Here is a 12,112-nt window from a genome sequence, read left to right on the forward strand (position 1 = left end):
CATCCCCCTCGCTCGAGCACGAGCCTAGGAGCAGCGCCCGAGCGCTCGCCCCGCGTCAGCGGATGCCGCTGCGCGCGAAGCCCTGCACGAAGTAGCGCTGGAAGAAGAGGAACAGCAGCACCATCGGCAGCACCGAGATGAGCGCCATCGCCATGATCGCGTTGTAGTCGGGCGTCGTCTGGCCCTTGAGGTAGAGCAGGCCGACGGGCAGCGTGAACAGCTCGTTCTCCTTGAGCGCGATGAGCGGCCACGCGAAGTCGTTCCACGAGCCGAGGAACGTGAGCAGCAGCAGCACGGCGATGAGCGGGCGCGACAGCGGCAGCACGATCTGCAGGAAGATGCGCAGGTGCCCGGCGCCGTCGAGCCGCGCGGCCTCGACGAGCTCGTCGGGGATGGAGAGGAAGAACTGCCGCGCGAGGAAGATGCCGAACGCCGCCGCGGCGCCCGGCAGAATGACGCCCCAGTAGGTGCCGTAGACGCCGAGGTCGACGACGAGGCGGAACTGGGCGACCATGATCGCCTGGACCGGGATCATCATCGTCGACAGCGCCAGCAGGAAGATCGCGGTGCGCCCGCGGAAGCGGAGGCGGGCGAAGGCGTAGCCGGCGAGCAGGTTGAGCGCCGTCGTGAGCACCATGACGAAGACGCCGATGACGAGCGAGTTGCCGAACCAGCCGAGCACGGGATAGCGGTCGAGGATCTTCTCGAAGTTCTCGAGGGTGAAGGTGGACGGCCACAGGCGCAGCCCCGGCTCGAAGATCTCGCCGCGCGGGGAGAACGCGACGACGAGCATCCAGTAGAGCGGGAAGACGACGACGATCGTGACGACGACGGCGACGATCGTGCGCCACACGATGCCGCGGCGCGACTCGTCGCGCCGTCGACGCCGCCGGGGCTGCTGCGGCGCGGCGACGGTCGCCGCCTGCGCGGGCAGCTGGTGCGCGGGAGCGGTCACGATGCCTCCTAGCCCGCCAGGTCGCGGGTGCGGCTCGTGCGCCACTGCACGAACGTGAACACGAGGGTGATGAGCAAGATGACGATGCCGAGCGCTGCGCCGTAGCCCTGCTCGCGGATCTGGAATCCGTTGCGGTACGCGTAGGTGACGAGCACGCTCGTCGCGCCCGACGGACCGCCGCCCGTCATGACGAAGATGACGTCGAACACCTGGAACGACGCGATGACGTTCATGATGAGCAGGAAGAAGGTGGAGGGCCCGAGGAGCGGCACGGTGATGGAGCGCAGCTGCTGCCAGCGCGAGGCGCCGTCGATGCGCGCGGCCTCGTAGAGCTCCGGCTCGATCGACTGCAGGCCCGCCAGGTAGATGACCATGTTGAAGCCGAGCCGCAGCCAGATGGCGACGAGGATGACGGAGACCATGGCGGGCGCGCCCTCGGACTGCCAGCCGACGCGGTCGAGGCCGAGCGTCTCGAGCACCTTGTTCACGAGCCCGTTCGACTCGTAGAAGAGGATGACGGCGATCATCGCCGACGCGACGCCCGAGACGACCATCGGCAGCACGAGCAGGGTGCGCAGCAGCCCGCGGGCCGGCAGCGCGGAGTTCATGAGCACGGCGAGGCCGAGACCGGCGGCGAGCTCGATCGGCACCGTGACGGCGGTGAAGAGGATGGTGTTGGCGAGGCTGCGCCAGAAGTCCGGATCCTCGACCATCGTCCGGTAGTTCGCGAGCCCCACCCACTGGGGGTCGCCGAAGCCGCGGGTCTCCTGGAACGACAGCTGCACCGCCAGCACGATCGGCACGAACAGGAAGCCGATCATGAGCACGAGGTTCGGAGCGAGGAAGGCCCAGCCGACCATCCCCTCCCGCCGCCTGGCCCGACGCGCGCCGGCGCGCGGCCGGGTGGGTGGTGCGCCCCTCCGGCCGGCGCGCACGGCGGCGCTCGTCACTGGCCCGTCGCGTCCGAGATCGCGGCGGACAGGTTGGCGAGCGTGTCCTCGGTCGACTGCCCCTGCACGAACGCCGCCTCGAGCTCCGTGCTCATCGCGACGCCGATCTCGGCGATCGCGGGCGACGTGAGCTGCCGCACGTCGTCGGGCTCGATCGTCGTGGCCTGGTCGACGAAGACGGGCATGAGGTCGGGGCGGATGGCGAACTCGACCGCGTCGCCCTCGAGGGCCGTGAGCGTCGGCAGCTCGTTGGTGGCGCCGCAGAACGACGACATCGCATCCTCCGACGCCATGAAGCGCAGGAACTCGGCCGCGAGGTCCGGGTTCGCGGCGTCGGCGGTCGCGACGAGCGCGTTGCCGCCGAGGTCGGTCGCGCCCCGCTCGTCGCGCGGCATCGGCAGCGCCGTCCACTCGAACTCGTTGAAGTAGTCGAGGTCGGGCACGAGGAAGGAGCCGACGAAGGCCATCGCGGTCGTCTGCTCGGAGAAGAGCGAGTCGGCGTAGACGGTGCCGGTGGGCGTGGATGCCGGCGGCACCCACTGCTGGTCGTAGAACGAGCGCGTGAAGTCCAGCGCCGCGGCCCCCTCGGCCGAGTCGATCTGCGGCGCGCCGTCCTCGTCCATGAGCGTGCCGCCCGCCTGGAACAGCCACGAGAGCCAGCGCAGCACGCCGCCCTGCTGCCAGTTCACGACGAACGGGTACTGCTCGGCGGGCAGCGACGACCGCAGCTGCGTCGCGACCTCGGCGAACTCGTCCCACGTCCACGCGTCGTCCTGCGTCGTCGGCAGCGTCGACGTGTCGATGCCGGCGGCCTCGAGCATGTCGAGGTTCACCAGCAGCGCCGACACGTCGGTCTGGTGCGGCACGCCGTAGGGCGCGCCATCGTACGAGACGGCCTCCCACATCGCGGGCGTGAACGCGTCGACCTCGTCCTGGGAGAAGTACGACGAGAGGTCGAGCAGCTGCTCCTGGCTCGAGTAGACGCCGAGGTTGCCGTAGTCGACGCGGAAGACGTCGGGGGCGTCGCCCGAGCCGAGCTGCGCGTCGATGTTCGTGAACATCTGCTCGTAGGGCACGACGTTCAGCTCGACGGTGGCACCGGACTCCTCCTCGAACTGCGCGACGAGGTCCTCGAAGGCGGCCTGCTCCGACTCGCTCGCCCAGGTCGTGAACGTGAGCGTGTCGTCGGATGCGTCACCGCCACCTCCCCCGCCTCCCGTGAAGCCGGCGCAGCCGGCGACGGCGGTCGTGAGTGCGGCGACGGCGGCGACGCCCGCGATGCGACGAGTGCTGACCACGTCGTGCTCCTGTCCTCGGACGGGTCGGCGACGCCGCCGACCCGGGATGCCCAGCATGCACCGCGCCGCCGAAGAACCGGGGCCCTTGACGGATCGCACTCGGGCATGACGGGGCGCTCGGCGAGGTCAGTCGGAGCGGGTCGGCTCGGGCCGCATGAGCCCGTCGAACGGCGCGGTGCCGTCGGCGTACGCCTGCGCGTCGTCCTCGGACACGACGGTGCCGCCGACGAAGAGGCTCACGCCCGCGTCGGTCTCGCTCCAGGCGCCCTCCGGCGTCGAGCCGCGGCGCGTGTCCCAGATCGACACCCACACCCACATCGACCCGCGCTCGGCCGTCCCCGCCCACATCCACATGGCGCCCGGGTCGAGGGATCCGAACTGCGCGACGATCTGCGCGTCGCGGTCGGCCTCGGTCTCGTGGTCGTAGGGCTCGCGCTCGTGGTCCCAGGCGATCGGTCCGTAGCCGAGAGCCGCGAGCTCGGCGTCGAGCGCGTCGGCGATCGCGCGCCAGTCGGCGTCGGCGGCGAGCGCGTCGCCCAGGCTCGTCGGCGAGTTGTAGACCTGGTGCAGCGTCGGCCCGCCGTAGCCGTTGCCACCGCCCGTCGGGATGACGTCCTCGGCGTTGCCGGTCGGCTCGAGCGTCCAGGTCAGTCCGGGCGCGACCGCGCCGATCGCTGCGGCGAGCGCGGCGAGCTCGGCGTCGCCCACCTCCTCGACGTCCTCGGCGCGCGGCGCCGCGAGCACCTCCTCGGGGTCGACCCAAGGATCGGCCGGGTAGTCCGCCCAGTCGAGCACGACCTCGGTGCCGTCCTCGGCGACGACGGTGGTCGTGGGGCTCGGCGGGTGGACGATTTGCTCGAGCAGCAGCGCGCCGGTCGCGATGCCCGCGACGACGATGAGGACGACGCCGCCGGCGGCGAGGACGAGGGGGGACGGGCGACGCATCGAGACACGACGCTAGCCGCGCGGCGCGACCGGCCGCGTCGTCCGAGCGGATGAGGCCGTCAGCGCCGCGCGCCCACGACGTCGGCCTCGATCGCCTCGAGCGTGCGACCGCGCGACTCGGGCAGGCGCCACAGCACGAACAGCAGCGCGCAGGCGCCGAGGGCCGCGAAGCCGAAGAACGTGCCCGAGATGCCGACGGATGCGACGAGCGTCGGGAAGGCGAGCGCGAGCGTCGCGTTGGCGATCCAGTTCGCGAAGGCGCCCGCGCCAACGCCGAGCCCGCGCATCCGCATGGGGAAGATCTCGGAGAGGGTGACCCAGAACGCGACGTTGAGGAACGTCTGCATCGCGCCGACGAATGCCACGACGAGCGCGAGGATCACGATGGGCCGCGCGGGGTCGCCCGGCTCGAGCACGAGCGAGGCGACGCCGATGAGCAGCTGGCAGAAGGTCGTGAGCGCGAAGCCGAGCACGAACGTCGTGCGCCGGTCGACGCGATCCATCATCCACAGCGCGACGAGGCCGCCGACGACCGCGATGACGCCGGGCGCGACGTTCGCGACGAGCGCCGCCTGCCGCTCGAAGCCCGACTCCACGAGCACCGTCTGGCCGTAGTACATGATCGCGTTGATGCCGGTCACCTGCTGGCCGATGCCGAGGCCGATGCCCGTGAGCAGCACCGCGAGCAGGCGGCGGTCGCGCAGCACGTCGCCGATCGTGACGCGGTCGGCGCGGCGCAGGCGCACGAGCGCCTCGATCTCGGCGAGCTCGGCGGCGGCGCGCTCGGGCGTGCGGATGCGCCCCAGCACCGCGAGCGCCTCGTCGCGCCGGCCGTGGTCGACGAGCCAGCGCGGCGACTCCGGCATGCGCAGCATCCCGACGAAGAGGGCGGCGGCGGGCAGCGCGCAGACGGCGAACATGATGCGCCACACGCCCTCGACGTGCCCCAGCTGCGCGCCGAGGATCGCGTTGACGACGAACGCGGCGAGCTGGCCGGAGACGATCGCGAGCTCGTTGCGACCGGAGAGCGAGCCGCGGATCTCGTACGGCGCGAGCTCGGAGAGGTAGACGGGCACGACCGTCGACGCCCCGCCGACGGCGAGGCCCAGCAGCACGCGGCCGAGCACGAGCACGGGCAGGCTCGGCGCGGCGACGACGACGAGCGCGCCGACGAAGAAGAGCACCGCGAGCGCGACGATCGTGGCGCGGCGGCCCCGCGCATCCGAGACCCGGCCGCCGACGAGCGCGCCGATGGCGGCGGCGAAGACGAGCGACGAGGTGGCGACGCCCTGCGTGAAGGGCGTGAGGCCCAGCTCCTGCGTCATCGGCAGCAGCGCCCCGTTGATGACGCCGGTGTCGTAGCCGAAGAGCAGCCCGCCGAGGCACGCGACGATCGAGACGAGGCCGAGACGTCGGCGGTGCGAGCCCTCGCCGAGCGGCGGCAGCGTGGCGGGTGCGCTCGGCGCGGTCATGGTCCTCCTCGATCCGAGGATCCATCCTGGCAGGCGCGGGATGCTCGCGCTGCCGCATCGGGCTACGCGCGGCGGCGCAGGCGGCGGCGCACGCGGCGGGCGGCGCGGCCCGCGGCGTCGCGCATGCGCCCCTCGGGCCACCGGCGGCGCAGCGCGACGTGGCCGGCGTCGTCCTGCTCGAGCCGCACGGCGCGGCCGGCGAGCAGCGGCGAGGCGGGCACGGCGGCGAGGAGCGCGGCGGACGCGCCGAGCGTCGCCTCGAGCGGCCAGCCGGCGCGCTGCGCGCGCACCACGAGCGCCACGCGGCGCGCCTCGTCGTCGGCGGCGAAGGCGCGCAACGGATCGATCGCGACCTGGGCGACGCCGGCGCCGTCGATCCGGCCGGATGCGATCCGCACGTCGGTCGCCGGGTCGTCGTCGTGCCTCGCGAGGATCTCGAGGCGGTCGTCGACCGGCTCGGAGGTGACGCGGGCGTGCAGCGCGTCGAGCCATGCCGGGCCGGTCCACGTCTCCTCGCCGTCGAGCCGCAGCCGCAGCCGCAGCGCGAGGCCGCCGCCGCGCGACCACGTCGCCCGCTCGATCGTCGCGGCCGCGCCGATCGACTGCTCGAACCGCGCGAGGGTCAGGAGATCGTCGCGACGCCCCTCGCGCAGCAGCGCGACGCGGAGCCGGTGCGGGTAGGCGAGCCCGGCGTCGACGCCCGGGCCGAAGCGCCGCTCGACGAGCGGCGTCACGACGTCGAGCAGCCGCTCGCGGTACTCGTCCGGGTAGCGCGTCATCTGCCGCCCCGAGAGCCGCTGCAGGATCTTGCCGCGCAACCAGTGCCGCAGCAGTCCGTCGCGCAGCTCGCCCGGCTCCGTGTTCGCCTCGACGACGTCGAGCACGGTCTCGAGGTGCGGGAAGTACGACTCCGGGTCGATGCGCGACGAGCTCGCGCTGCCCGGCTGTCGCAGCCACGCGTAGCAGGGCGTGCTCGCGAGGATCGAGATGCGGCGCGCGGCGAAGTAGGCCTGCATGACGAAGAGGTGATCCTCGAGGCGCACCTTGCCGTCGGGGAACCGGATGCCGTGCTCGCGCAGGAACGCGGTGCGGAACATCTTGTGCGGCGTGAGCATCTGCAGCAGCGGATCCCGGCCCAGCCGAGCGTCGGGCACGTCGCGCCGGAAGATGCGGCCGGGGATGTCGCGGCCGACGCCCACCTCCTTGCCGACGACGACGTCGGCGCCGTGCTCGTCGGCGTAGTCGACGAGGCGCTCGAGCGCCTCGGGGAAGAGGTGGTCGTCCTGATCGACGAACTGCACGTACCGCCCGCGGGCCTCCTCGACGCCGCGGTTGCGGGGCGTGCCGGGCCAGCCGGAGTGCGGCAGCGCGAGCACGCGCACGTTCGGGCGCGCGTCGGCGATGGCGCGCAGCCGCTCCTCGGTCTCCGTGCCCGAGCCGTCGTCGCACAGCAGCAGCTCGAAGCGGTCCGCGCTGAGCGTCTGGGCGTCGAGGGAGGCGATGAGCGGATCGATCGCCTCACCAGGACGCCAGACGGGGACGACGACCGTCACCCGCACGTCGGCGTCGTCGCTGCCGCGAGCTGCTGCCTCGGTGGCGTGCGCCTCGCGTACGCGGTGATCGGTCGCCATCGAGCGATGGTCGCAGAGCGCGACGGCGGTGGCATGCCCCATGCGCGCAGCGCTCGGAGGTGCTACGGGCGGCCGTGGGGGACCTGCAGATCGGCGAGCGCGATGCCGCGGACCTCGCGCCGCCACGGATGCTCGGCCACGGTCCACAGCGTCCCCGACTCCGCATCGATGGCGAGGTCCTCGCATCCGACCGGCAGCGCGATGCCGCTCGGCTCGAGACGATCCCGCGGACCCCGCCAGAGGCGCCCGGGGCGCATGCCGCGCGACTGCGACACGAGCACCGTGCCGCCCCACCGCACGGCGCCCTGCATGCTGACGATGCCCGGGGTCGTGGGGACGTAGGGCGCCGGCAGCGCCTCCCCCGCTGCGGGGACGGCGATCTCGGCCATGCGCCCCGTCTCGTCGGTGCGGTACTCGCCGACGAGCACGCTCGGTAGCGCCGCGCCATCGGCGTCGTAGGCGCGGCCGACGAACGAGCAGCGCAGCGGCACCTCGTGCACGCGGGTGCGCACGACGGCGCGGACGCGGGCGCCGAGGGCCGGCAGGCGCGATCCCGTGAGCCGGCGGGCGGCCGCGCCGCGCACCGTGCGCACGTCGCCGAGGTCGAACTCCCAGAGGCCCTTGCCCGTCGCCGCGACGAGCAGCCGGTCCCCCATCCATGCGAGACCGCCGGCGTGCACCGGCGCGGGCTCGAGGGCGCCGTCGTCGGCCGGGATCGCGAGCGCGACGTCGATGCTGGTGCCCCGCTCCAGGTCGACGAACGCGATCCGCGAGGCGAGGTGCCGCCGGGCGCGATCCTGTCGGAACCAGCTCACCGCCAGGCAACGGCGTCCCTGCCACGTGCCCACGTCGATGCCCTGCGGATACCACCGCTGGGTGAGGGAGCGGCGGCTGAGCCACCGCAGGCGCGTGACGGAGCCGCGCGTGCGCAGCAGCGGACGCCAGGAGCGCAGGAGCGAGGGCATGCCCCATGGTCGCACCGGCTGGCGCGGCGCTCGCGCGGTGGCGTCGGGCCCGACCTGCGTCGCAGGTCCGCTCGCGGTGCGACCCTCCCCGACCCCTCGCGAGCGCCGGGCGCCCGTCGGACTCGACCGCCGTGGCGCCTGCATCGCCGCCCGCGGCACGTGGAGCAACCCTGCGGCTACCCGTTGCGCGCGGGGTCCGCGGGCGCGTTCGCTGGGGCGCACCATCGAAGGACGGGAGATGCGCACCATGGACGCACGACAGGATCCGCCCCGCGACGATCGCGACCCGATCGACCCGCGGTACGAGGCAGCACCGCTCGACGACCGCGATCGACGCGTCGCCCCCGGGGGCGTCGTCGACCCGCGTGTCGACGATCGGCGCATCGACGAGCCGCGCGCGGACGATCGGCGCATCGACGAGCCGCGCGTGGACGACCCGCGCATCGACGAACCGCGCACCGTGCCGGTCGCCGACGCACGCGACCGCGACGTCCACCGCGACGAGGTGGTCGACGACCACCGCGGCCCGATCGACCGGCGCACGACCGCCGACGCCGACCACGACGCGCGCGTCGCCGCCGCCGCGCGCGAGGCGGTTCCCGTGCGCGAGGAGGTCGTCGCGCGAGAGAAGCAGGAGTTCGGCGGCATGCAGCTCGGCACCGCCTTCTTCGGATGGCTCACCGCGACGGGCACGGCCGTGCTGCTCACGGCGCTCGTCGCCGGCGCCGGTGCCGCGCTGGGGCTCGGCTCGCAGGTGGACCCGGAGCAGGTGGCCGACGAGGCCGCGCAGAACGCCGGCACGATCGGCCTCGTCGGCGCGATCGCGGTGCTCGTCATCCTGCTCGTGGCGTACTTCGCGGGCGGCTACGTCGCCGGGCGCATGGCGCGCTTCAGCGGTGCGAAGCAGGGCATCGCCGTGTGGCTGTGGGCGCTCGTCGTCGCCATCGTGCTCGCGATCGTCAGCGCGATCGCGGGCAGCCAGTGGAACGTCCTCGCGAACCTCAACAGCTTCCCGAGGCTGCCGTTCGGCGAGGGCGAGCTGACGACGGCCGGCATCGTGACGGCCGTCGCTGCGCTGCTCGTGAGCCTGCTGGGCGCCGTGCTGGGCGGGCTCGCCGGCATGCGCTTCCACCGCAAGGTCGACCGCGTCGGCCTGGGCCGCTGATCGCTCCGCGGCCCCCTCGATCCGGCGAGGCCGGTCGAGGGGGCCGTCGCACGCCCGGCTAGCCTGGATCGATGCGCGTCGCGACGGAGCCCTCGTGAGGTGCGTGCGCGGTCGCATGCACCTCGCCGTCGGCGGGCCGATCGATCCCGCGCTCGCCTGGGAGCGCTACGCCCGCACCGACCGGTGGACGTGGTGGGCGGGGCATCTGCGCGCCGTGGAGGTCGACGGCGGCGAGCCGGATGCGCGCATCCGACCCGGCCTCACCGGCCGCGTGGTCGCCGTCGGCGGCATCGCGGCGCGCTTCCGCGTCGACGCCGTCGACGAGGCCGCGCGCACGTGGTCGTGGACGGTGCGCATCGGCCCGGTGCGCCTTCGGCTCGCCCACTCGGTCGTCGCCGCGACGCAGGTCGGCACGCAGCGCGAGGGCACGCTGACGCGGCTCGTCATCCGCGGGCCGCTGCCCGTGACGGCCGCGTACGCGCCCGTCGCGGCATGGGCGCTCGCGAGGCTCGTGCGGCGCTGAGCCGCGTTGCTCGGGCGCCGTGCGGCGCACGGCTAGCCGCGCGCGGCCTCGTCGTCGCCAAGGTCCGCGAGCGCCACGGCGACGGCATCCGTCGCCTCGTCGATGCGCGCGTCGAACTGCAGGCGCGTGATGGGGCGCAGGATGGGCAGGCGACGGTGGCTCTCCGCAGCCTCGCGCGCCTCGTCGGCCGCCTGGCAGGCCGCGAGGATGCACATGGCGACCGAGCGGTCGAGGTCGGTGTCGCCGAGGTGCTCGCTGGCGGAGGCGGCGCAGGCGTCGACGCGGTCGAGCTCGGCGACGTCGCGGATGCCGATCGTCTCGTCGTCGAAGGCGCGCAGCACGCTCTGCATCTCGAGGAGGTCGGTGGTGACGTCGTTCGGCACGGAGACGATCATGCACCCATCCGCCGTCACCGTGCGAGGCGAGCGCTGCGTGTCCCCTGAGCGGCTGCGCAGCGGGCGGCTCTGCACCTGCTGGTCGAGGAGCGCGCGAGCGCGAGCGAGCACGCGTCACGAGACCACGCGACCCGCGCCTCCCGCCCAGCCCCGAGCGTGGTCGCGTCGGGAAGGCTCGTCACGTGGTCTCGTGACGGCTCCTCGCTCGCGCTCGGGGCCTCCTCGACCAGCTGCTGGGGGGCGGCGGCACCCTTCGAGGCTCGCTGCGCTCGCACCTCAGGGAGCGGTCGTGACCGATCGCGCGTCGCGAGGGGGCGCTCCCCAGCTGCTGGGGAGGGGCGGCACCCTTCGAGGCTCGCTGCGCTCGCACCTCAGGGAGCGGTCGTGACCGATCGCGCGGCGCGAGCGAGGAGCGCTCGCGACGGAGCCAGGCTGCCGAGGGGAGCGGGCGCCGATCCTGCTGGTCGAGGAGCGCGCGAGCGCGAGCGAGCACGCGTCACGAGACCACGCGACCCGCGCCTCCCGCCCAGCCCCGAGCGTGGTCGCGCCGGGAAGGCTCGTCACGCGGTCTCGTGACGGCTCCTCGCTGCGCTCGGGGCCTCCTCGACCAGCTGATGGGTGGCACACGCCGACGGGTTCGGCATCCTTCGAGGCTCGCTGCGCTCGCACCTCAGGGAGCGACTGCAGGCACCGCCGCTTCCGCCGCCTCCGCCGCGAGCACGCCGTCCGCCCACTCGCGCGCGACGTCGCCGGCGTCGAGCGGTCCGGAGGCGTCGTGCCGCCCGTACTCGCCGATGCGCGTCGCGCCGCGGGCGGCGAGCGCCTCGTCGACGATCTCGGAGCCGCGCGAGTACGTCCTCGCGTACGACCGGTCGCCCATGCCCAGCACGGCGTAGCGCAGCCCGGCGAGCGACGCATCGCCCTCCTCGAGCGCCCGCACGAACGGCCGCGCCGTCGTGGGCACCTCGCCGTCGCCGTACGTCGCGCACACCACGAGATGCAGACGGGCTGCGTCCAGCCCGTGCGGATCGGCGTCGGCGAGGTCGACGACCTCGACGTCGGCGCGATCCGCGAGGTGCCGGGCGAGCTCGTCGGCGACGAGCTCGGCCCCGCCGGACTCCGAGCCGAACAGGATGGTCACGGGCACTCGCTCGCCCCCGCCCGACCCGCCGCTCTCCGACGCCTCCGGCAGCACGATCGACGCATCCGCGGCGGCTGCGCGCATCGCCGCGACCGAGCGCAGCTTCGCGCGACGTCGCCCGGGCGCCGCGGCGGCCGTCTCGACCGCGTCGATGCGCCGCCAGCCGTCGAAGTCGACGGCATCGTCGAACGCGAGCCCAGCGTGGCCGATCGGCGCCGCGCCGGCCGCGAGGTCGTCGAGCACGAGACCCGCGAGCCCCCTTCGCGTCGGCGCGCTGGTCGGGGATCGTGCCCCGCGGTCCGCGCCGCAGCCAGCCCGCGACGTACAGCCCGGGCTCGACGCGGCCGTCGGGATGCGCGCCCGGCTCGACGAGGCGGTCGGCCCCCGCCGCGAAGCCGATCGCGGTGACGACCGCATCGGCGTCGAGCACGCGCTCCCCCGCCGGCGTCGCCACGCGGACGCCGGTCACGGCATCCTCGCCCTCGATGGCGACCGGCGTCGCCGAGAACCACCAGTGCACGCGAACCCGCACGTCGCCGACCGCGTCGGCCGAGCGGGCCGCGAGCGCGCGGACCGCATCGAGTCGCGCATCCTTGCCCGGTGCCGCCGCGTCGAGGTCGGCGTCGTGCACGACGTGCGCGACGCCGGCGAGCGCGGCGAGCTCGCGGACCA

11 protein-coding genes are annotated in these 12,112 nt (G+C 74.1%); 2 read left to right on the forward strand and 9 right to left on the reverse strand.

The annotated features are described in order from the left end of the window. Positions 1–55 precede the first annotated feature (55 nt). From C1N71_RS12895 to C1N71_RS15040, 7 genes are all read right to left on the reverse strand, one after another. Positions 56–955, reverse strand: a complete 900-nt coding sequence (locus C1N71_RS12895; RefSeq protein ID WP_254678009.1) for a carbohydrate ABC transporter permease — start codon at positions 953–955, stop codon at positions 56–58. Positions 956–963: 8 nt separating this feature from the next. Continuing rightward, entirely contained in the window at positions 964–1,815 is an 852-nt protein-coding gene (locus C1N71_RS12900) for a carbohydrate ABC transporter permease (RefSeq protein ID WP_137756772.1), read from the reverse strand. An 86-nt stretch (positions 1,816–1,901) separates the two neighbouring features. Further along, positions 1,902–3,203 carry an ABC transporter substrate-binding protein gene (locus tag C1N71_RS12905; RefSeq protein WP_175414221.1) on the reverse strand — a complete coding sequence of 434 codons (1,302 nt, stop codon included), beginning with the start codon at positions 3,201–3,203 and terminating at the stop codon, positions 1,902–1,904. A gap of 126 nt (positions 3,204–3,329) precedes the next feature. Beyond that, the gene (locus C1N71_RS12910) at positions 3,330–4,148 is read right to left on the reverse strand and encodes a hypothetical protein (protein ID WP_137756774.1); all 819 of its coding nucleotides are present in this window, start codon (positions 4,146–4,148) and stop codon (positions 3,330–3,332) included. Positions 4,149–4,207: 59 nt separating this feature from the next. Further along, positions 4,208–5,620, reverse strand: coding sequence for a sugar porter family MFS transporter (locus C1N71_RS12915; RefSeq protein ID WP_137756775.1), 1,413 nt, complete (start codon positions 5,618–5,620; stop codon positions 4,208–4,210). A 62-nt stretch (positions 5,621–5,682) separates the two neighbouring features. Next, a complete protein-coding gene (locus tag C1N71_RS15035; protein WP_175414222.1) occupies positions 5,683–7,251 on the reverse strand; it encodes a glycosyltransferase family 2 protein in 1,569 nt (522 codons plus the stop codon). Positions 7,252–7,313: 62 nt separating this feature from the next. After that, positions 7,314–8,216 carry a hypothetical protein gene (locus tag C1N71_RS15040; RefSeq protein WP_175414223.1) on the reverse strand — a complete coding sequence of 301 codons (903 nt, stop codon included), beginning with the start codon at positions 8,214–8,216 and terminating at the stop codon, positions 7,314–7,316. 247 nt (positions 8,217–8,463) lie between these two features. Here C1N71_RS15040 and C1N71_RS12925 point away from each other — a divergent pair, with 247 nt between their 5' ends. Together C1N71_RS12925 and C1N71_RS12930 are read left to right on the forward strand one after the other, a co-directional pair. After that, the gene (locus C1N71_RS12925; RefSeq protein ID WP_137756777.1) at positions 8,464–9,381 is read left to right on the forward strand and encodes a YrzE family protein; all 918 of its coding nucleotides are present in this window, start codon (positions 8,464–8,466) and stop codon (positions 9,379–9,381) included. Between the two features lie 103 nt (positions 9,382–9,484). Further along, complete coding sequence (locus C1N71_RS12930) at positions 9,485–9,904, forward strand: SRPBCC family protein (protein ID WP_217496000.1); 420 nt, start codon at positions 9,485–9,487, stop codon at positions 9,902–9,904. 32 nt (positions 9,905–9,936) lie between these two features. Here the strand turns inward: C1N71_RS12930 and C1N71_RS12935 are convergent, their stop codons facing one another. Both C1N71_RS12935 and C1N71_RS15530 read right to left on the reverse strand, forming a co-directional pair. Continuing rightward, positions 9,937–10,299 carry a hypothetical protein gene (locus tag C1N71_RS12935; RefSeq protein WP_137756778.1) on the reverse strand — a complete coding sequence of 121 codons (363 nt, stop codon included), beginning with the start codon at positions 10,297–10,299 and terminating at the stop codon, positions 9,937–9,939. Between the two features lie 670 nt (positions 10,300–10,969). Beyond that, entirely contained in the window at positions 10,970–11,857 is an 888-nt protein-coding gene (locus C1N71_RS15530; protein ID WP_368074147.1) for a flavodoxin domain-containing protein, read from the reverse strand. Positions 11,858–12,112 lie beyond the last annotated feature (255 nt).

It is taken from the genome of Agrococcus sp. SGAir0287 (assembly GCF_005484985.1).
In the GTDB taxonomy this organism is placed as follows: Bacteria; Actinomycetota; Actinomycetes; order Actinomycetales; family Microbacteriaceae; genus Agrococcus.

Excerpts from the sequence above, each read along its gene's own strand:
- C1N71_RS12935 (WP_137756778.1), bottom strand. The coding sequence starts at position 10,299 with ATGATCGTCTCCGTGCCGAACGACGTCACCACCGACCTCCTCGAGATG.
- C1N71_RS15035 (WP_175414222.1), bottom strand. The coding sequence starts at position 7,251 with ATGGCGACCGATCACCGCGTACGCGAGGCGCACGCCACCGAGGCAGCA.
- C1N71_RS12925 (WP_137756777.1), top strand. The coding sequence starts at position 8,464 with ATGGACGCACGACAGGATCCGCCCCGCGACGATCGCGACCCGATCGAC.
- C1N71_RS15530 (WP_368074147.1), bottom strand. The coding sequence starts at position 11,857 with ATGCGGTCGTCACCGCGATCGGCTTCGCGGCGGGGGCCGACCGCCTCG.
- C1N71_RS12900 (WP_137756772.1), bottom strand. The coding sequence starts at position 1,815 with ATGGTCGGCTGGGCCTTCCTCGCTCCGAACCTCGTGCTCATGATCGGC.
- C1N71_RS12910 (WP_137756774.1), bottom strand. The coding sequence starts at position 4,148 with ATGCGTCGCCCGTCCCCCCTCGTCCTCGCCGCCGGCGGCGTCGTCCTC.
- C1N71_RS15040 (WP_175414223.1), bottom strand. The coding sequence starts at position 8,216 with ATGCCCTCGCTCCTGCGCTCCTGGCGTCCGCTGCTGCGCACGCGCGGC.
- C1N71_RS12915 (WP_137756775.1), bottom strand. The coding sequence starts at position 5,620 with ATGACCGCGCCGAGCGCACCCGCCACGCTGCCGCCGCTCGGCGAGGGC.